We start from the raw sequence: 20637 nt of genomic DNA on the forward strand, positions 1-20637 counted from the left end.
CTGATGCACCGACGAGCGAAGCTCCTGGCTGGCTACTGCCCGGGCTCGCCGGCGCTGGATCCGTGCTGGCAGGCTCCCTGTTCCTCGTCCTGCGGGGACATCGACGCCGACAACTGCGCTACCGGTACCCCGGCGAAGTCCTCGAAGCATCGCCAGCTGAGTTGGTCGACGTCGAGAAGTCCGCACGCCATGCAGAGGCTGTCACGGTGCCACGACTCGAAGATCTCGATCAGCTACTGCGCCATCTCGCCGAAGGCTTGGAATTGACCGGACAACCACTGCCCCGGATCCAGACCGTCGAAATGGCAAACGACCAAGTGACCCTCCACCTCGCCGAAGATGTGCCGGCTCCACCCGGCTGGACGGAGGACGACAAGTCATGGTCGTTCACCATCGAACAGCGTCTCCCCGATTCCGATAGATCAGCTCCCTTTCCGCTGCTCTGCGCAGTCGGGCAGACCTGGTCTGGGCACCTCCTTCTGGCCAACCTTGAAGAGCTTGGCTGCGTGAGACTCACCGGTGACGACAGGGCTGCGAACGCCCTCGCTCGATCGATCACCGCTGAGCTGACCCTCAGCCCTTGGTCTGTGCTGGCAGACATCGACACAATCGGAATCGCTGAAGAACTGGCCGACCTCGACCCCGTGCGGCTTCACCACCACACCAGCGACGAGACCGTCTTCCTTAATCAACTAACCGAGGAACTGGCACAACTTGGTGACCGCGAACCCGAGACCTTCCACGCAGTCATCACGATCTCAGCGATGGACACGGGCGAATTCGCGCTGTCCATCGCTAACCATCACGACTGCGTGGGAGCCGCTCTCGTCATCGCCGGCGGCCGCGAGCATGAGCGCGACGTCGTCTTCAGTCTCACTGACGACGGCCGGCTGCAGATCCCTACCCTCGACCTGGATCTCTTGCCTGCAGGACTCACGGCTGAGGAAGCCACCGCCACTGCTGCACTCGTGTCGGCCACCAGAGATGCCGTGACCGTTCCAGTTCCGCGCAACCATGCGTCGGAGCCCGCGTGGCGTGCGGCGACAGACCGTTCAGGTGCCCTGACGATGGCGTACGCCGATGCCTTGTCAGCCCCCTGCACCACCGTGGCTACCGAAAACCCACCGTCCGCAACGCCTGCGGATGCCGCCGCGGGCGTCGGCGAGCCCGACCTCAGCGAGACATCACAAGACGAGGCCGCACCTGAACCCTTGGATCCCCAGCTAGATGCGGACCTGAAGGCATGGTTTGACGACGACTGCCGCCTCCCGCGGCTTCATCTTCTCGGCCCTGTCCGTGCTCAGGCACATGGCAACCCTGCAGCCGTCTCACGCCGCAAGCCGCATTACGTCGAGTTGCTCGCGTACCTCTCACTCCACCCCGAGGGCGTCACAACCAAGCAGATCATCGAAGCCTTCTCGATTCGCAAGGAGCGGGTCCGCAACGACATCGTCATCGTCCGCAAGTGGCTCGGGTTCAATGAGCGCACAGGGCACCCGCACCTTCCTCCTGCTGCACAGTCGCGAGCGGCCAGCGAGTCGGGAGTCTGGACTTACCAAGTCGACGACGTACTCGTCGACGCAGACCTTTTCCGACGGCTGCGCGCCCGTGGGCAGACCCGCGGCGAACAAGGGCAAGACGACTTCGACACCGCCCTGCGACTCGTGAAGGGCGCGCCCTTCTCAGACCTTCGAGAGAACGGGTGGAGTTGGCTCCTTGACGCCGACTCCCGAGACGACGAGATCCTCGCCTGCGCCATCGTCGATATAGCCCACGACGTCGTCACCGCAGCACTCGCCGACGACGACCTCGACCGGGCCTTCAGAGCCGTCGAGATCGCCCGAACCGCCGCGCCGTACGACGAAATCGCACGCGTCGACCTCGCCGCAGTTCTCGTTGCTCAGGGCCACGAAGAGGCAGCACGAGAATTCCTCATGGACGCGGTCCACAACCGGTCGGATGACCACATGGGACCAATCGACCTCCCATCGCATACAGCCAACCGCCTCACTCGAATCGCGAAGGAGCAGCGAACCCACCGATGAGCCGTGACCGTCTTCGCGGAAACTTCCGCCGTCTTGATGCGGTTCGTCTCCAACTGTCGGGGCCTTACGACAAGATTGTGGCGTGTCTGAACGCGTTAAGCCGCCCCGTCGTCCGTGGCTGCCGGCTGCTCTACCCGCATTTTTCGGTAGCGAGCCGACGGTGACGGACCCGTGGGCCGGGCTGCTCGACGTCATCGCGAAGTTCGATTCCCTCACCACTGACCTCCGCATCGATGCACTCGGTGCCGCAGCAGAACTTGAGGAGGTCGACACCAAGTTCCTTCAGCGCACTGCAGGCCCAACTGATAGGCGGTCCATGAGCGCCGAAGATCTTCGGTCGCCGATGCGTGTAGTCCTCATGGGCCGAACAATGGCGGGTAAGTCTTCACTGCTCGCCGCGTTGACCGGAGCCCACGTCAATCGCATTGGCGACGGCGGACAGCGGTTCTCGCGCGATGTGTTCAGCGCTGCAACCACCGCCTCGGACCGCATCGAGATTGTGGACACGCCCGGAGTTGGGGCCCACGGTGGGACCGACGACACGCAGATAGCATTACGAGCCGCTCTGGAGGCAGACCTGATCATCTGGGTCAACAGCAGCGATTCGATCCAGGAAGAATCAGCCGGGGCGCTCCGGCTACTCGGAGCGGTTGGCAAGCCAATCATCGTTGCCCTCAACTGTCGCCAGTCGCTCGAAGGTGTCGGCAGGCTTAACTTGCTCAGGTTTCCCGACCGCGTATTCGGAAACCGTGACGGCCTCGTTGAGGAAATCAAGCGGCACATGGCAGAAGTGGGAGTAGCGCCGCAGGATGTCGTCCACGTTCATGCCCTAGCGGCCACTAAAGCCCTGGCACGCGGTGCACTCGATGCTGAGCTACACCAGGCAAGTCGAATTGAAGCCCTCGTCGCTTCCCTGCTCCGTGAGCAAGCAGTCAACAGTGAGAACCGGCGAGCGATTCGAATTGTCGACGGCCCACGTCAAAGTGGCGAGGAACTGGCCACGGCGCTTCGCACGGGTTCGATAAGCCTTCTCGCACAGGCTGAACGAGATCTCAACCAGACCGCAGATCTGCACACGCGTCTGGCGAGAACCGTGCGCTTGAGCGGCGAGGCGATGCGGTCAGACATCCAAGCCACGGTGGGCAAACGACGCGATTGGCACCTGAACCTCACCGACTTCGGAACGTCGCTCCAGTCGGAGTGGCAGAAGGAGCTGACCTCGTTACAGGAGGACCTAAAAACAGCGTTGGGACTGCGACTGTCGGGGTTGACGACGGACGTTGACACGACACTCGCAGACACCGAGTCCGAGTGGGCAGCCGTCTCACCTGACCAGTTCGAGCTACGCGATCTCTCCGGCTTCAACGCGATTTGGGGCAACCGGCTCCTACGAGCAGGGGTTGGAGTCGGAGGCAGCGCAGCAGGGCTCTGGGGAGGCGCCATCCTTGGTGCCAAGATCGGCGGGGTTCTCGGATTGGAGACTGGCCCCGGCGCCATCGTCACAGCCACGGTCGGCGCGATCGTGGGCGGCGTTGTTGGGATCTCCCTAGGCCCGATCAAGAATCTGTCTGACCGCATCATCCTTGGCAAGGACGGAGTCTTACGCAAGCGAAGCAGCGAGGTGGCGGAACAGGTCGGGCCCCTGCTCGACCAGATATCGCTGGAGTACGATTCCCGCGTTTCTGCTCAACTAGACGAAATCCAGAAGCATTTAGCGGCCGAACGAGTGCGAAGCGATGACCGATCCATGTCCCTCCAACGACTGGCTCGACGCTGGGAGCAGACCTCCGAAACCTTTCGGCACCTGATCGGCGAACTCGACAGAGAGACAACCGCGGCGCTGTTGCGCCTTGACGGGCGAGAGCGGCTCGCACGTTCAGTCAACCGGGCGACCCGAGTGCCCGGCGTTACCGTGCTTGCCGAGTTCAGCGACCCCTCCTTCTGGGAGGCGTGGCTCTTCCCACCAGACATCGGGGAACCGCTCGCCGCGGGAAAAACGCCGGCGCAAGGCGGCGAAGCGGTAAGTGCGCTGACGTACGCTCTCGGTCTCGTTGATGCTCCTGCCACTCTCGGACAAGCGAACGCAGAGTCGGCCACGATCCATATCGAAGCTGCTGTCCCCGACGCGATCACAGTGACATGGGCTGAGACTTTGAGTGCCCACACCCGCAAGGACATCCGAATTGTGTCGCCAGGAAAGGCCACCAACACATGACAGCCAACTTGTTCAAAGAGATGTCAGCATCGGCACGAGAACTGGGAGACGAACTACGCGCCGTCCTCGGTGACCACGACCCTGCCGTCGCACGGCCTCTGCTTGAGCGGCTCTCTACTGAGCCCCATGAAAGTCCATTGTTGGTTTTCACGGGCCTGCATAGCAGCGGCAAGTCAACACTGATCGAGGCGCTTACGAACCGGGTGTTCAAGGTGGCGATCGGTTCGGGTGTTACGACGAACGACGTAGCCGAATACGACTGGGACGGTGACGTCACGCTCGTAGATACGCCCGGTGTCCATGCAGGCCGCCCGCACCACGACGAGCGCGCGGAACAGGCGCTCCAGTCTGCAGATCTGGTTCTGTTCGCGGTTCCCGTCGAGCTCTTCGACGACGTGTTGGTCGCACACCTCAGGGATGTCTTAGGACGGCTCGACAAAGCCCACCAGACACTCATCGTGATCACCAAGACCGGAACCATGCCACCTCCAGCTCCCGGCAAGAGGGAGGACGCGATCGAAAAGGCGCTCGGACCTTTCGAGCAGGTTCCGTGGGTGGAGTGCGACGCTCAGTACTATCTCGACGGACTGGACCTTGCAGACTCCCACCGGGATGACTCCGTGGCATTCATCGAGGCCTCCGGCATGGAGAACGTGGCCGCCCTCATCGACCAGTTCGCCAGCGAACAAGGGATGCAGGCCAGGTTGAGCCAACCGTTGCAGCATATTCTCGCCATCGCTCTTGCTGCGTCGGCGACTCTCACCGATGATCCCCATGAGCAAGCTGCACTGCAGGTTCTAGCCCGGCAGAGGGCAGCGCTGTCCAAGAAGCGCATCCACCTGGACGACCTCCTAGCAGCCCGGGCAGCTGACTTCCGCGGTGACGCGGTGCGAGCTGCCGCACGGTTCGCCGACAGTATCGAACGAACCGAACAAGACAGTCATGAACCGGATGCCGTACTGGCCACCGAGATGTCCGCACTGAACGGCGACCTCAGTTCCTCGTTGGATCGCTTCGAGACCGCGGTGCGCCAGGTTCTCGAAGTTCAGTTTGAGGACCTGGCATCGGAAGTTCTGCAGATCGAGGCGTCCCCATACGGACGTGTCGCGGTTCAGCTCGGCGATGTGGATGCACCAACTTTTGACGGTCCCAGTGTCACGGTCACGCCGATTGGTGGCCCACTCCCGGCACCGCCTCAGTGGGCGGGCGATCTCACCAAGCACGTCAAGAAGTTCAGCAAACTCTGGGGCGCTGGCGACGGGATAAAGGCCGCAGCGGGCAGCAACGGTCACCAGATCGTTCTGAAGGTCGGGCACGCATTCAACAAGAAATTCAAGCCGTGGGAAGCCGTGAAGACCGCGAATACGATCGGCAGGGTCGCGAAGGTAGGTGGAGCTGTCGTTGCCGTAGGGCTGGAGGCCTACGGCGTCCTCGCCGACGAACGTGCGGCTGTGAAGGCAGAACAAGCGCGAGCAGACCGTCGCCGCACAATCACCCAGGAAGTTTTGGCTCAAGCCGACGGGATTATCCGTGATGGACTGGACGCGATCGGAGCCGATCTGAACAGCATGTTCAAACCCGAGTTTGAGCAGATTGACGCAATGGCAAGAGTAGTCCGGGGGGCACGTGTGACGCGCTCTGAGCTCCGCGCACAGCTGGAATCTGTCCAGCAGCGAGCCGAAGCGTCATTGGAATACCTGGCGAAGCAAGCACCCGAACTCTGAAACTCTGCCAAATGGGGTACGCCCGTTGACCTGCGGAAACATCGCAGGAAGGGGGCGTACCCCCACCCTTACTGGCAAGTAGGGGGTGCGTAGTCGGATACGGGTGCTGAGCAGCATCGGATGTATGACCGACTCGTCAGAGCCCAGGACACCGACCCCACGGTGGTCGCCCACGCTGGTCGCCCAACTTCGTGAGGCGTCCCAGCCGCGAGAGGCCGCCGAGTGCCTCGCTGCAGCCGGCGTTCCGGTATTCCCCTGCGTGGCCCTGGAAAAGCGCCCTCTCACCACCCACGGGTTCCACGACGCGTCGGTCGACCCCGACCAGATCGCCGGCTGGTGGAGCCGCTGGCCGGACGCGAACGTGGCGATGCCCACCGGCATCGCGTCGGGGATCGACGTCGTGGACGTTGATATTCACGCCGAAGGCAACGGCTACGACGCGATCCGCAGCGCACGCTCCTCGGGCTTGCTCGGTGATCCCGCATGGATGGTGACGACGCCCTCGTCCGGGCTCCACCTCTGCTTCCTGCACGCCGATGATGTGAGCCAGCCTTCTTGGCAGGTGCCCACCCGGCACGTCGACTTCCGCGGCGACGGCGGTTACGTCGTGCTGCCTCCGTCTCGGGTGAGCCAGGCTGACGACACGGTCGGCCGGTACGAAGTCGTCGACATCGCCACACATCAGCCCGACTCTGTTGACGCTGGCGCACTGCGCCGGTTCCTCGAACCCAAACCTCCATCCCGTCTGCCCGCGGACCTCCCTGTGGTCGGGGCGCGTCCGGATCGGCTCGCAGCGTGGGTCGCGTCCCTGTCGGAAGGTGAGCGCAACCATGGCCTGTTCTGGGCATCGTGCCGAATGGCAGAGGCCGGGGAACGCTTCGACGTCACCGCCAATGTGCTCGGCGGTGCCGCGCAATCAGCTGGTCTGTCCGACCGCGAGTCGCTGACGACCATCCAGTCCGCCTATCGCATCGCCACTCGCCTCGGCACCGACTCCACGGGGAGTCGATGCCCGCGCCCTACGCAGGCGGTTGAGGGGGTTCGCCTATGACGATGCCACGCACCCAGCACTTGTCCCGCTTTCCTTTCGACTTCTTCAAACGAGGTAATCCCATGAACGGCCACGACCCTTACGAACGCCAACTCGACCGCATGCCTGACGCCGCGCCTCCGGAGGCTCCGGAGCAGGACGTGTCGCCTCTTGCGGTGCGACGGGACCCGTCTCAGCAGGCCATCCCGGTCGAGGCGTCCGCCGCTTCGTCTCGGGGTGTCGCGTGGGTCCGGCCCACCGAGCTTGGGATGAGGTTCAGTTCCTCGGCCGCCGGTCGTGGGATTGATCTACAGACCGCGCTTTCGGATCGGGCCCGGCGGGCTCCGGCGGCAATCGTCCGTGCGTCACGGCGTACGACGCGTTCGTCGATCGCTCGGCCGCAAGCGGCCGCACCTGAAGGGCTAGGCCTGTGAAGGCGCCGGCGTTCACGACGCCTCAGGGACTGCGGCTGCTGCTCGTGCGGTTGCAGTACTCCCCCGCTGGGACGTGGCAGCACGACCCGGATGCCGAAGAGCTGATGCGGTTCGTGACAGCGAAGTACGCCGGGCTGGCGCGCAAGTACGATCTGCCGCCCGAGGACGCCGCGGTCGCAGCGTTCGAGGCAATGCGCACCCGAGCGGTTCGTACCGCCATCGACCCGTGGGCGGTGGTGACCCGAGCCGTGCAAGTCACCTTGATCTACGACGCCCGCGCCCAAGGTCTGCTGTGCTCGAACCATCAGGCACGTCGTACTGAGATCTCCGCACACCACGACGCGGAACGATTCTGTGACCACGACCAAGGCCTGGCCGACTACCACCCCGCGTTCCATGTACCTGCCGAGCAGGAACTTCACGATTGGGACGACGCACCGGCGCCCTCGGTCATCGAGGAACCGACGAACGCGTGGGTGGCCGCCGAACAGGCCGCCCACATCATGGTCGACAACGGCTGGCCGGAGGCGTCCGCGCATTGGTGCATCGAGTACGTGTGCGGACAGGTGATCCGCTCTGGATACCGCCAGACGGCATACGCGCGTCTGACGCGCGATCACCATGCCGAGGCGCTATTGGACTTATCGCATCCGGCCTGGGTCGGGGTGTTGCAGGCGCTGCTGGGCATCGATGACCCGGTTCTTGAACGCACCCGTGAAGGCCGGGGACTCCTCCAGCTCCTGATGATGGGATATCTGCCGGCCGAGCTCAGCTCCCTGGTGTGTTTCGCGGACGTCTTCGAAGCCACTGCTCCAAGGCACGAGGGGGCATCCCATGTCTGAAGCGACCGGACACATCGAGCTGGAACGACGCGTCAACTCCATCACCGTCGGCGTACGCCACCGCACCGATCCTGAGCGCGATCTCGCGCCGCTGATGCGCTCTATCGACCGGCTCGGTCTCCTCCAGCCGGTCACGATCACACCGGACGGGGTCCTGATCTGCGGACACCGCCGCTTGAAGGCCGTGAAGGAACTCGGGTGGCCCACCCTGCGGGTGTGGGTGCGCACCGGGATCTCTGACCCGTTGACGAAGTTGCTGGCCGAGCAGGACGAGAACACCCTGCACCGACCACTCTCGCCGCTCGATGCCGCGAAACTCTACCGAGAGTTGAAGGACCTCTTGACCGAGGACGCCCTGCGACGCCAACGCGCGACGCGGTTCGGTGCCGTCGACGGGGAAGAAGGCGACGGTGGTGCCGATTCGGCACCACCGCACGGTGCCCCAGGAAAGTCACGCAATCAAGCAGCGCAACTGATCAGCAACTCGGCTTCACACACGCGACTTGAGCAGATCTGCACGATCGAGGCCATTGCTGCCGATGGCGCCGTACCCGCTGACGTGCGCAAGATTGCCGAAGAGGAACTCGAGCGGATCCGCGAAGGCGGAGCGGTCGACCCAAGTTTCCAACGAGTGCGAGCTGCGCTGAAAGTCGCCGAGGAGCATGAGCCCGACGACGACACGGCCGAAGAGTTGGAGGAACTCGCGGCCAAAGCCCTGGCCCAGGCGAGGGCCGATCGCGCCTCCCGCATTGCTGCGAATCGGCGCAAGCGTGAAGCTGCAGCCGAAGCCGCGCGGCGTTCAGTTCACTCCTTCGTTCTCATGTGGGAAGACTTGGAGGGCTGGGCTGGCCGTTACGACCCGGTCGAGGTTGGACAGGAACTGACCGACGCTCAGTGGTCGGCCTTCGAACAGACCTTCACTGCCTCGGTGGAGTTCGTCGATGCTGCGCGAGCCGCACGCGAGCACCGCCCGTGCGACGCCATGGCGAGCGCGTGAAGGGGCGGCTGGCCATGTTCGGTTCCTCCTCCTACGACCCGGAGTTGCGTCGCCGCCGCCTGATCGTGGCAGCCGCCACCGCCGTGGTGCTGCTGGCCGCGGCGATCACCTACGTCCTGCTCACTCGCAACCAGGCTGCTGCTCCCCCACCGGCCGACCCCACGACGGCCACCGCGCCGCAGATGCCGGTCGGTCCGCCGGCGGAACCGGACGACGGAACCCTCCCCAAACTCCCCTCGGTTGCGGATCCAGTTGAGTTCGCGGACCTCGTCGCGCACGCGATCTTCGACTGGGACACCAACGCGCTGGCTCCACGGGCGGCGTACGTCGAACGCATCGCGACCATCGCCGACCCCACGGGTGAGGAAACACCGGGGTTGATCAGCGACGTCGATGCCTACCTGCCGCCGGAGACCACCTGGATCGATCTGCGGGAGTACGAAACCCGCCAATGGATCGGAGTCGAGTCTGTCGAGGTACCCGCCAAGTGGGCGACCGCGCTCGAACAGGGCAGCGCAACGCTCGCTCCAGGCACCACGGCGTACACGATCACCGCCGTCCGTCACCGCGACGGAATCTGGGACGACAAGCCAGTCAGCAGCCGCCACGACGTGACGTTCACCGTCTTCATCATCTGCGCACCGACGTACGACGCGTGCCGCCTCCTGCGGCTGTCGCTGCTCGACGAGCCACTGGAGTAGGTGAGCCCCGTGATGTCGAAAGTCCTCATCGGTGGACTCGTCATGCTATTCCTTGGCCCGGCCGCGGTCCTGCTGTCGCTGGCGGCCATTCTGAATCCCTCTGCGGAAGCATCGTGCCTGCCGTCAACATCGGTGAACTTCATGTTCCCCGTTCTCAACGCTGCGAACACGCCGGCAGTCGGTGAGTCCGCGCGCGTCGTGTTCCCTCTCCCCAAGGGGACGTGGCTCGAGACCAGCGAGTTCGGGATGCGGCGCCACCCCATCACCGGCATCTACAAGCTGCACAGCGGTACCGACTTCGCCGCCCCCTCCGGGACACCGATCCTGGCCGCGGCTGACGGGCAGGTCGCGGCAGCAGGCCCATCGGCCGGGTACGGGAATCTGATCCTGATCGAGCACACCGTCGCGGGTCAGCGCGTGGCCACGGGCTACGCCCACATGACGGCGGCGAGCGTCATGGTCAAGGTTGGCGACCGCGTCAGTGCTGGGCAGCAGATTGCTTCGGTCGGCGCCACCGGTTACGCCACCGGGCCCCACTTGCACTTCGAGCTGCGCCTCGGCAGCGCGAGCGGGGCACCCGTCGATCCCGCGCCATGGCTCGCAGCGCAAGGAGCCGTCGACCTGGCAAAGGGATCACCAAGCAAGACCAGTAGTTGCGGCCCCGAAGGTGATGCGACGCCGTACGACGGGACGAACCCCAACGGCATGGTCGACGATCCCACCACCGACGGGAAGATCACCGAACGGACCGCGGCAGTGCTCGCGCAGGTCCGTCAACAATTCCCCAGCACGTCGTGGTCCTGTCACTCCCCTCGGCCGGGCCAGCCGTCCGAACACTCACTCGGCCGGGCGTGCGACGGAACGTTCGGCAACTCCATCGGCACCAGAGCCACCGGCCCTGCCCTCGACCTGGGTTGGAAGGTCACCAACTGGATGAAGACCAACGCGAAGACACTCGGCGTCCAATACCTCATCTGGCAAGGGAAGATCTGGTCCGTTGCCAGATCGGCCGAAGGGTGGCGCGCATACGACGGCGGCGGCATGTACGACCCCACTGATGTCACCGGAGGGCACTTCGACCACCTGCACTTCACTGTGATCTCATAAAGTCGGAACTTACATCTAACGTACGCATTTTGCCTTAGATGTAGCCGTGGATTCGTAGGTCCGCGCTCCTGCTAGGCGGTAGCGATGTCTGCAGCGCACCGAAAGCCGGTGTCGTCGTCCAACATGGTTTTCGATGCGTCGTTCGCGTGGCCTGGGGCGCACGTAGCAAAAGGGCTGTTGAAGGAGCCCCCCCGAAGTGGGGCTCGTCGGGCTTCGGGGTCAGCCGAGCACCACTCCCAAACGTTGCCTGCCATATCGAAGACGCCGAATGGGCTCACCCCGCTTCGGTACCTCGCAACAGCGCTGGTCTCGCCAATGCCGCTCTCTCTGCAGTTGCACTTGGCTGGCGTGGGTGCATTGCCCCACGGGAAGTCACGGCCGTCATCACCCCGAGCGGCGCGCTCCCATTCAATCTCGGTTGGTAAGCGTTTCCCCGCCCACGATGCATATGCTTCGGCGTCCGCATGCGTCACATGTGTGACCGGGCGTTGGGCCGCATCGTCGCCATCAGGTTGCGGTGGCTCTGGATGCCCGGTCGCATTGCAGAACACCTGAAAGTCGGCGACTGTGACTGGGTAGGTGTCAATGAAGTAGCCGCCGACGTCTGTCACCTCAGGAACCTCGGCACCGAGCAAAGCCTGGCCCGTCGGGACACGGCGCATCTTACGCTGGTCACCGTCCCACGTGATCTCCGAGAACTCTTTGCGGGGGTTCTTGCTTATGAACAACTCCCCGGACAGGTCCGAGCCCCACATCGTCGGTTCCTGATCTGCACGGCTGCTGACGAACGTGTAGATGTGGCGGAACAACTCCGAATGCCCAATCACTCCGTCTGCATCGACGTCTGCCTCGCCGGTGCGGATGCCGTCCAGTAGTCCGGCGGTGAAAACGCCGTGACCCAGCGCTTCGAATTCCCTGCTCTCCTGATCCTTGCTGGTAGCCGAGATCACGACCCGACCACGTCCGGACAATGCCTCAAGTAACAAGTCTGGTGAACGAGCCGAACGCCTTCTCGAACTCGACGCGATTCCCGAGTAGCAACAGTCGAGGAGGAGAGCAGCAGACGCCACGTCGTTCTCGTCGAGCACGCTGTCGACGAAGCTCATCGGGATGGCCGTCGATAGCGGAAGTCGGTGATCGTAGCCGACAGGTGCCAAGAGCAACTCACCGCCCGTCGAGGCGAGCGCGTGGCCGGCGTAGAAGAACAGGACGGTGTCTCCAAGTTGCAATCTGCGTACGAGAGACTCGACCGTAGTCTCGAGGGCTGACCTATCCGGATCTATCAGCAGCCGCGACACTTCTGGATCACACGCGCCGTAGTTGCCGTCGGTGAGAATCTCGAACACGGCTTTCGCGTCTGCCGCGGCATAGGCCAGGTCGGGCAGGGAGCCGTTGTAGCTCCCGACGCCAATGCATAGAGCTGCCCGAGTCACAGTCAGACGGTCTCGGGTCGTAGGTCGTTGAACGTCGCAGCGATGGAGCCGAGAAGCGAACCGTCCACAGCAAGGCCAACGCCATCAATCTGGCTGACCGCCCGTGCAGGGTTATTGACGTTCACCCCCAACACCAAATCGGCTCCCCGGAGATCGGATCGCGTCAATGAGCCGAATTCGAAATTCCAGTGAAGGGCGGTGGCGACTTGCTCCAACTGTGCCACTGTGACGCTGGCGAGCACGTTGGACTCGGGGGTCACCACCCGCCCGTCCTTCCAAACAAGGATGCTCCAGGTCGCACCTTCCAGGACCGAGTCGCCATTCAGCAGAAGAGCGTCGTCGTAGCCTGCGATTCGCGCAGCACGCCGAAGCCCAATCTGTGTGAACAAGTCTGTTGATTTCAGGTGGGCAAGCCGGCGGGTGTGCTGCACCGATTGGACAGCGAATGACTCACGCGGGGCGAACGGAAGGTCTGCTGGCCCCGATGAGACCAGGAAGCTGCACCCCTCGGCCTCGTCAGGCGCAGCTAGGCTAAACGTGTCGGGGAAGATGGTGATGCGGACCGACGCCGGAGATCCCCCCTGGATGGCGAAGTGGCTTCGAACCGCATCGCGGAGTCGTTGGGGGTCGAGCTCGTGACCCCAAAGCTCCCTAGCCCCGGCTGCGAGCCGTTCGAGGTGCTGCTGCCAACCGAGAACTGCACCGTCTGCCGCAACGAAGGAGGTGAATGCTCCGTACGGATACAGCGCGAAGCCTGGCGGTATGGCCTCAACGCGAGCCCCGTCGAGCGTGTAGATGTGCGCCACCTTCTTACCGTCCCTTCTAGACATCAGAAGGCGATTCTGGCAGCCAGGACGAGCAGCGGGCACGCGAGCCCACCGATAAGGGAGCCCCAGAACAACTTTCGCTTGCCGATGGTTCGACGCGAGAGCAGGATGCCCAGGATAAACGTGAGCGCCCCGGACGCCACGATCACCAACGGCGTCTCGCGGTTCACAGCTTCGGAGACGTGGACGTTGGGGAGCGCGAGCACCTGGACCACCGTGAACGCAATTCCAACAGCGGCGAAGAGGGCCCCCTGGATCGCGCCCGCTGCCTCTCGCGCGACGTCGATGATGTAACGGCTTCGCTCGAAAAGTTGGGTGGTGCGCGCTTGGGTCGCTTCGAGTTGGTCAATCGCGTAACCGAGAAGCGTCAGATCGTGGTCATGCTGGGCGCGTTCACGAGTGACATTCGCGAGGAGTTGTTCTGCGACGGTTGCATGGTGGTCGCCGATGAGTGCCCGGAGATTCGCGGAGCCAACAGCCGACGTATGGCTGATCAGGTTGCCGCGCATCCTTAGATCTCGCAGCAGCGCCAGTGCGTCAACCATCGCAGCATCTGATCCCAACAACCTCTGCACATCTGCTTCGGTCATGGGACGCTGCGATCGCACCGAGCGGCTTGCCGAGTCCAGCGCGGAGGCCGAACTGCTCACCAGCTTCGCGTTGGACTGCAGTGCTGACGCGAGCTCCGCGGGCCATCCAAGGTGGCCGTTCAGTTCGTCGAGCTCTGACATCGCGCGCACGAGTCGCACTGCCGCGTCGCCTTCGGCGTCGTACCAAACGAGGTCATCGATAAGCTTTTCCGGGCAGCGGAGCTCGGTATTGATCCCCGCGGGGCTGGTTACCCTGATCAGGGCACTCTCGTCAGACTCGACGTCGACCGCCAACTGCCAGTGGTGGGTGCCGCTTTTCGGGTCGAATCCGGTCGCCGGCGCCTTGGTGCAGCACAGCAGCGCGTTCGGCACCTCGACGATCATGTGAGAGGCAGAACCTGTGATCTGGTGCGCGCGAATCTGGCCGGAAGGCGCGATCGCGCCCGTTCCGGCGACGGCGTCCCACCAAGCCTGTGCTGCATCAGCGCCGCCCGGAGCAAACTCGTACCTCACGCTCGGCTTACAAGGAGCTCAACTAGCAAGTTTCGGAGATCGACAACATGCGGAGGAGTTGCCGACGGACGTGCCATCGCAGCGGCTGTTGGCTCGCCCCGGCCGGTGCCGTTCTGAAGTGCCGCAGCCTCGACGGGCAACTCATCCAGCAGCTCGAGCAGCCGAGCGCTGTTACCGTCTTGGAACGCAGAGGTCGCGTGTTGGACGAGGACCGTCGCAATGCGCCTTTGTTGCGCGGAGAGTGCTTCCCACGGCACCGCATCAAGACGATCGATCGCCGCCGACATTTGGTTGTTGCACATGGTCTACCGCCTGGCTGGATGGGTTGCTCCTACGCTAGTTGGAGCGACGCCGCCTCGCAGCCGATTCGCCGGAACCAGGGCCATTCAGTCCCCCGATGTGGACGAGCATTCGTGATGCCGTTCGCTTTGTCGTAGCCCTGATCGTCCCGCCCACGGTGGTCGGTCACCGCCCGAACAGTTCGTGAGCCAGTTGCTGGGTGACGATGTCGCGCACAGCGCCCCTCAGAGCCGCAGCGACATCACCATGGTCGGGCTCGACGACGCGGCACGCCAGAACCTCAGTTGGGCTCGGAGGCGGACGGGGAGATCACACGTGAGCACCAAATGATCGCTGGGAGCGTGGTCCCGGTCCCGCGCCGTAGACTGCGACATCGTCGGGTCCTTCCGGTTTGAGCGGCTTAGTCACTGCCGATCGTCGAAGGCCTTACAGCGGTTCCGGGTCAGACGCCCGCACCGTGCCCCTCACCGCCGGTAGGAAGATCCCGCTTGATGCAAACCTCGGGCACCCCACCGCACCTTGCAGGCATGACAACTATCGAGTTGATCCAACGTGCCGCCGGCCCCGACTTCGGGGCCGTGGGCGGGTCTGCTGACATGCGCAAGGTCATCGGCGCACTGCTGACCTACGGGCTGCTGTTCGCATGCCTGATGCTCATCATCTCCGCCGTGGCCTGGGCCATCGCTTCCTCGAACGGCAGCTGGCAGTCCGCCTCGAAAGCGAAGGCCGGAGTCTTCGTAGCCCTCGGAGGAGCAGGCCTCACGGGTGGCGCGCTCGCGTGGGCCAACTGGCTCCTCGATGTCGGAGCCGCGCTCTGACCTGCGCCGGTGTGCGCACCTCTCGAACAGATACACCCATCGACTTCAGGAGGAATCGTGTTTCACCTTGACCTACTCCCCGCCTTTGTCCAGGTTCTGCCGATGGACATCACCATCGACCCGAACTCCAACGGGCTGCCCGGCATCGGGCAGCTCCGCAAGATCGTCGGCGCGTCCATGACCGTCGGTCTGATCCTGGCCGTCCTCGCGTTGATCATCTCGGCCGTTGTATGGGCGATGGGCTCGAACTCGTCCAACCCCCATCTGGCGGGCCGCGGCAAGTTGGGGGTCGTTGTCGCTCTCGGCGCCGCGATCGTGACCGGCGCTGCTGTTGCGTTGGTGAACTTCTTCTGGAACGTCGGCCAAGCGGTCTGAGCTGCAGCGAGCGACGGGAGCAACGACGATGGGTGTCTGCGATGTACCGGTGATCTCCACCGTCTGCGACAAAGCCGGAGACGTGGCAGCGAGTCTGGTCACCGCGCCGTTCGACTGGCTCGCCGAGGGCATGGGCAACGCGGCCGAGTGGATGTTCACCTCCGTGTGGTCAGTCTTCGACTCCACCACCTCGGTCGACATCACCACCGACGAATACATGAAGGTCTACAACATCCTGTTCGGGGTCGCCGTGTTCGTGATGCTCGGCTTCTTCATGCTCCAGGTCATCGGCGGCATGATCCGACGCGAACCAGCCGCGCTGACCAGAGCCGCGACCGGGTTGGCCAAGTCGATCCTCGGGTCCTTCGTCGCCATCACACTCCTAGCGTTGGCTCTTGAGATCACCGACCAGCTCACCATCGGGATCGTCGATGCCGCCGGTACCAACATGGACGAGATGGGCGACCGGGTCGCGCTGCTCGCTGTCGGCATCGGGGGACTCAGCCTCAAAGCCCCCGGCGCTGCCGCGATTCTCACGATCTTCCTCGCTGGGATGGCAATCAGCGCTGCGGTGATCGTATGGATCAGCCTGCTGGTCCGCAAAGCTCTCCTGCTGGTCGCCATCGTGTTCGCACCCATCGCCCTGGCCGGTGCCTCGTGGGACCAGACCCGCGGCTGGATCGGGAAGTGGGCGACGTTCGTGATCGCGCTGATCTTGTCCAAACTCGTGCTCGTCGTGATCTTCCTGCTCGCGACCGCCCAAGTATCCGCACCGATCGATGCCGACCTGCAATCGGTAGGTGAACCGATCGCTGGCGTCGTGTTGATGCTCATGGCCGGGTTCGCGCCCTACATGACCTACAAGGCGATCAGCTTCATGGGCTTCGACATGTACCACGCAATGTCAGCCGAACAGGAGACCAAGTCTGCGTTGAACCGGCCGCTGCCGATCCCCACTGGCGGAGGAGGAGGCGGTGCCAGCGTGCCGAAGATCCTCGGCGGCGGTGACGGGTCTGGTGGCTCAGGCAGCGGTGCGACCCCGGCCGCCGCACCCGCCGCTGGAGGATCAAGTGGCGCAAGCGCGGGATCAGGCGGCGGCGGGGCAGCTGCCGGAGGCGCTGTCGCGGCAGGTGCCGTCGTCGCCAAGGAAGCCGCGAGCACTGGTCCGCGGTTGGGGAACTTCGTCGCCAGCCAGGCCTCTGGCCAGGCTGATCAGGCCGCTGCTCCGACCGGCGCTTCGGGCACGGTCCCGGCCCACACCGCAGATCCCACTCCCCCGATGTCGACTCGCGGATCCACCAACACTGGAGGCAAGTCGTGAACGCCGCCGCCTCGTCGAAGTCCGGCGACTACGAACTCCAGCCGGTGAAGTTCTCTCGCCTGAGCCGACGCGGTGTCCTGTTCGGGTTGACCGCCTCCCAACTCGTCGTCGTCGGGATCGGCGCCATCACACTCGTGTTCTCGCTGTACGTCGGCGGCGGAGCCAACCTGATCGTCGCCTTCCCCGTCATTCTCTTTTGCGCTGCGCTCGCGTTTGTCGGAGTCGGTGGGCGCAAGTTGATCCAGTGGCTCCCCATCGCCGCCGTCTGGTTGTTGCGATCCACCGGCGGCCAACTCATCTACCGGCGACGGGTCGTAGCTCCACGACCTGTCGGCACGCTTGCATTGCCCGGTGATGCCGCCTGCTTGCGGCAATGGCTCAATCCCGAGACCGGCGCCGTGATGGTGCACGACCCGCACCGCAACACCCTGACCGCGATCGTCGCGGTCGCGCACCCGGCATTCATACTGCTTGACCCCCTCGAACAACAACGCCGCGTCACCGGGTGGGGACGCGTCCTGGCCACCGCATGTCGCTCCGGACGCATCGCATCGCTGCAGATCATGGAGCGGACGCTGCCCGACTCCGGGAAGGGACTGGCCGAGTGGTGGCACCAGCACGGCACCGGGGACAACTCCTTTGCCGCAACGACGTACGGCGAACTCATCGACCGCGCCGGACCTGCCGGCGAACGGCACGCCTCAACCATCTCGCTATCGCTGGACCTCAAGACCGCTGGCAGGGCGATCCGTGCCGCTGGGGGTGGCAACCGTGGTGCAGCTGCCGTGTTGCGCCAAGAGATGTCGAATATCGTGGCCGCGCTGCGCTCTGCTGATCTCTCCCCCTCTGAGTGGCTTGAACCCGGCGATCTGGCTGTGATCCTGCGCGGCGCCTACGACCCCGATGTCGGAGCTGCATTGGAGCGTCACGGCAACGTCGGCCGTGACCTTGCCACTGCCGGCCCGGTCGCGGTCACCGAGAACTGGTCGTCATTGCGGTCAGACTCCGCGTACCACTGCGTGCTGTGGATCAGCGAATGGCCCAGATCATTGGTGTTTCCGGGCTTCCTGGCCCCCGTGCTGCTGTCGTCGGGGATCCGACGCACCTTCACCGTGCTCTACACCCCAATGCGCACCGACCAGGCCGCCCGTGACATTCGAAAGAAGAAGACCGAGTACGTCTCCGATGCAGCGCAACGGCAACGAATCGGGCAGATCGAGGACGCGCAACACAGCGCCGAGTACAACGACGTCCTGCAGCAAGAGGCCGATCTCACTGCCGGGCACGGGATCCTCCGGGTCACCGGGCTGATCGCTATAACCGCAGGCGATCCCGACGAACTCGAACGAGCCATCGCCGACATCGAGCAAGCAGCCATCCAGGCTTCTTGTGAGACCAGACGGCTCTGGGGCCAACAAGCACAGTCGTTCACTGCCGCGGCTCTTCCCCTGTCTCGATCGGTTTGACCGTGCGCCCGGCCTACATACGGCCGAGAACCTCTTGCTGCTTGGCGGCGTACTGCTCAGCGGTGATGAGACCTTGGTCGAGCATCGCCTTCAACTGTCCCAAGACGGCTACAGGGTCACCCTGTCCACTGCTCGACGGGCTCGTGGGTTGAACCATGCCGGCCACGGTGCCACCCACCGCCCCCATGCCCATCGCGAACCCCATCATGTCGCCGCCACTTGCGCCGTTCTCGCCCATCGCAAAGGCGGCGTCAGCGACCGTGGTCTGCGAGTAGGCGTTGCCGATCGCGCCGCCCAGCATGAGGCCCTTGTTGTACTTATCCATCAACTCGCGCGACGCAGCGTCGTACTCGATTGCTGACACGGCGACCGCGACAACCTCAAGCCCGAAGCGTTCGATCCACGATCCCTCGGGGGCCTGTTCGTTCGTCAGGGCGGTGGCAAGTTCGGGTCCATGCGCTGCGAGGGAGGCGATGTCAATGGTCCGCGAGAGCGCCTGGACTGCTGCCTGGAATGCGGTCACGAACTCCTGCGTCAATTGCGAACTGGCGGCCTGATCCGCAAGTGAGTAGGTCTGCAAGTTGGATGGTAGCAAGTTACGGAACAGCCGAATCGGGTCTATGACCCTCACCGAGAACTGGCCCCGTGCCTTCAAACGGAGAACCGGAGCTTGGACCGATCCCGGCGGAACCAACGAGAAATCTTTGTAGGGCAGAGGCCCGGGTGTCCCGAAACGCAGGCTGCGGATCTCACGGAGATTGACGAAATAGATGCGCTGTTCTCGACCGGCCACGCCACCGAACTTGAATCGCTCCCATGATTGAGCGACCAAGGACCTGCCGACGCCCGCCCCCTCGAAGATCGAGGGCTGACCATCGTTCCGAAACACGAAGTAGCCCGGCTCGGTCGCGACACTGGCAATTTCACCGCCATCGGTGATGATCGCGGCCGCGTTCTCAGGAACGGCGATGCGTGATCCGTCCGAGACGACATTGTTCGAGCCGTGCTTGTTGGTCCCGCGGCCATTGTTTTGACGCTGAAGGGTCCCAGGCGCAACAAGGGTCTGCTCATCGAAGTTCGGCGCGGTGTAGAAGTCGCGCCATTGGTCGGCGAGGGTGCCGCCGACAGCCCCGACTCCGGCACTGATCAGTCCCATAGGTTGCCTACCTTCTTCGTGTTCAGAATTGGCCGCGGGGGTCGAGGAGCAGCGGTTCCCCGCAGTGGCTGCAGTTCCTCGTGATGCCCAGGATGATTTCATTGTTCGCCGAGCACTCGGCGCACTTCACGACTGTCTTGCGAGAGGCGTCCGGGATGTACCGCTTGCTGACAACCCGCTCGTTGCCGTAGTCGACGTACAGGTCATCGATCATGTGACCGTTGATCAGCGTCTGAAGGTCTCGATACACGGTCGCCCTGCTTGAGCCAGTGATGTCCACGATCTGCTGGATATTCATCGTCTCAATGCCCTTCAGGATGGGCAGGTACTTCTTCAATCGTCCTTGGGTTGTGACCAGCTTCAGAGCGGCCAGCAAGCAGAACGCTGCGATAGCGAAGAGCACCACCGCGGTGACCACGTAGGGGGTGCTGTCCCGCGGGATATCGACGCACTCCTTGGCCCACAGGTGACCTTTGCACTTCTGCTCCGGCGGATCCGTAAGAATCGCTAGCGACAGCGCACCGGCTAGCGTGGCCACGCCAGCGACGGCGAGCATCCCACTGGCGACCGGCTTCTGAAGCTGGGTGGGGATCCTGGACAGGGCGTTCAGCATGCTCGCCTTCGGTAACGGTGGGTTCCAACGGTGCAAGCGAGAGCCTAGTGCTTCCGGCGCGCGATCGGTCGCGAAGCTAGATTTAGCGGGCTCGCCTGCACATCACTGGGGACGGCCACCCCGACACTTG

17 protein-coding genes are annotated in these 20637 nt (G+C 63.9%); 12 read left to right on the forward strand and 5 right to left on the reverse strand.

All coding sequences use genetic code 11. The annotated features are described in order from the left end of the window. Positions 1-62: 62 nt before the first annotated feature. The 8 genes from C6I20_RS07695 (at position 63) to C6I20_RS07730 (ending at position 11095) form a co-directional block, all read left to right on the forward strand. Entirely contained in the window at positions 63-2045 is a 1983-nt protein-coding gene (locus C6I20_RS07695; RefSeq protein WP_118395420.1) for a bacterial transcriptional activator domain-containing protein, read from the forward strand. Positions 2046-2127: 82 nt separating this feature from the next. Next, complete coding sequence (locus C6I20_RS07700) at positions 2128-4260, forward strand: GTPase (RefSeq protein ID WP_162891196.1); 2133 nt, start codon at positions 2128-2130, stop codon at positions 4258-4260. Next, the gene (locus tag C6I20_RS07705) at positions 4257-5984 is read left to right on the forward strand and encodes a GTPase (RefSeq protein WP_118395422.1); all 1728 of its coding nucleotides are present in this window, start codon (positions 4257-4259) and stop codon (positions 5982-5984) included. The genes C6I20_RS07700 and C6I20_RS07705 overlap by 4 nt, the downstream gene beginning before the upstream one ends. A 124-nt stretch (positions 5985-6108) precedes the next feature. Next, on the forward strand, positions 6109-7035 hold the full coding sequence (locus C6I20_RS07710; RefSeq protein WP_118395423.1) for a bifunctional DNA primase/polymerase: 927 nt from the start codon (positions 6109-6111) through the stop codon (positions 7033-7035). A gap of 409 nt (positions 7036-7444) precedes the next feature. Continuing rightward, entirely contained in the window at positions 7445-8290 is an 846-nt protein-coding gene (locus C6I20_RS07715) for a hypothetical protein (RefSeq protein WP_118395424.1), read from the forward strand. After that, a complete protein-coding gene (locus C6I20_RS07720; protein ID WP_118395425.1) occupies positions 8283-9287 on the forward strand; it encodes a ParB N-terminal domain-containing protein in 1005 nt (334 codons plus the stop codon). The genes C6I20_RS07715 and C6I20_RS07720 overlap by 8 nt, the downstream gene beginning before the upstream one ends. A 14-nt stretch (positions 9288-9301) precedes the next feature. Next, entirely contained in the window at positions 9302-9988 is a 687-nt protein-coding gene (locus tag C6I20_RS07725; protein WP_162891198.1) for a hypothetical protein, read from the forward strand. A 12-nt stretch (positions 9989-10000) separates the two neighbouring features. Then, positions 10001-11095 (forward strand): M23 family metallopeptidase, encoded by a 1095-nt coding sequence (locus C6I20_RS07730; RefSeq protein ID WP_118395427.1) that lies wholly within the window; start codon positions 10001-10003, stop codon positions 11093-11095. Positions 11096-11166: 71 nt separating this feature from the next. Here the strand turns inward: C6I20_RS07730 and C6I20_RS17085 are convergent, their stop codons facing one another. Genes C6I20_RS17085 through C6I20_RS07745 form a run of 3 tightly spaced genes read right to left on the reverse strand, consistent with a single transcriptional unit; the run spans position 11167 to position 14458 of the window. After that, positions 11167-12528, reverse strand: coding sequence for an SUMF1/EgtB/PvdO family nonheme iron enzyme (locus C6I20_RS17085; protein ID WP_162891199.1), 1362 nt, complete (start codon positions 12526-12528; stop codon positions 11167-11169). A gap of 2 nt (positions 12529-12530) precedes the next feature. After that, a complete protein-coding gene (locus C6I20_RS07740) occupies positions 12531-13358 on the reverse strand; it encodes an aminotransferase class IV (protein ID WP_118395428.1) in 828 nt (275 codons plus the stop codon). Beyond that, a complete protein-coding gene (locus C6I20_RS07745; protein ID WP_118395429.1) occupies positions 13358-14458 on the reverse strand; it encodes a hypothetical protein in 1101 nt (366 codons plus the stop codon). Before C6I20_RS07745 ends, C6I20_RS07740 begins: the two co-directional genes overlap by 1 nt. A gap of 827 nt (positions 14459-15285) precedes the next feature. On the opposite strand from C6I20_RS07745, the gene C6I20_RS07750 reads away from it, so the two are divergent. The 4 genes from C6I20_RS07750 (at position 15286) to C6I20_RS07765 (ending at position 18738) form a co-directional block, all read left to right on the forward strand. After that, complete coding sequence (locus C6I20_RS07750; protein WP_118395430.1) at positions 15286-15576, forward strand: DUF6112 family protein; 291 nt, start codon at positions 15286-15288, stop codon at positions 15574-15576. Between the two features lie 102 nt (positions 15577-15678). Further along, a complete protein-coding gene (locus C6I20_RS07755) occupies positions 15679-15951 on the forward strand; it encodes a DUF6112 family protein (RefSeq protein WP_118395431.1) in 273 nt (90 codons plus the stop codon). Positions 15952-16000: 49 nt separating this feature from the next. Next, entirely contained in the window at positions 16001-17272 is a 1272-nt protein-coding gene (locus C6I20_RS07760) for a type IV secretion system protein (protein ID WP_162891200.1), read from the forward strand. Then, positions 17269-18738 carry an SCO6880 family protein gene (locus C6I20_RS07765; protein WP_162891201.1) on the forward strand — a complete coding sequence of 490 codons (1470 nt, stop codon included), beginning with the start codon at positions 17269-17271 and terminating at the stop codon, positions 18736-18738. Before C6I20_RS07760 ends, C6I20_RS07765 begins: the two co-directional genes overlap by 4 nt. 13 nt (positions 18739-18751) lie before the next feature. On the opposite strand, the gene C6I20_RS07770 is transcribed toward C6I20_RS07765, so the two are convergent. Both C6I20_RS07770 and C6I20_RS07775 read right to left on the reverse strand, forming a co-directional pair. Continuing rightward, entirely contained in the window at positions 18752-19894 is a 1143-nt protein-coding gene (locus tag C6I20_RS07770) for an SPFH domain-containing protein (RefSeq protein WP_162891202.1), read from the reverse strand. A 22-nt stretch (positions 19895-19916) separates the two neighbouring features. After that, a complete protein-coding gene (locus tag C6I20_RS07775; protein WP_118395434.1) occupies positions 19917-20507 on the reverse strand; it encodes a hypothetical protein in 591 nt (196 codons plus the stop codon). Positions 20508-20637 lie beyond the last annotated feature (130 nt).

Origin of the sequence: Aeromicrobium sp. A1-2 (assembly GCF_003443875.1) — a bacterium.
Taxonomy (GTDB): Bacteria; Actinomycetota; Actinomycetes; order Propionibacteriales; family Nocardioidaceae; genus Aeromicrobium.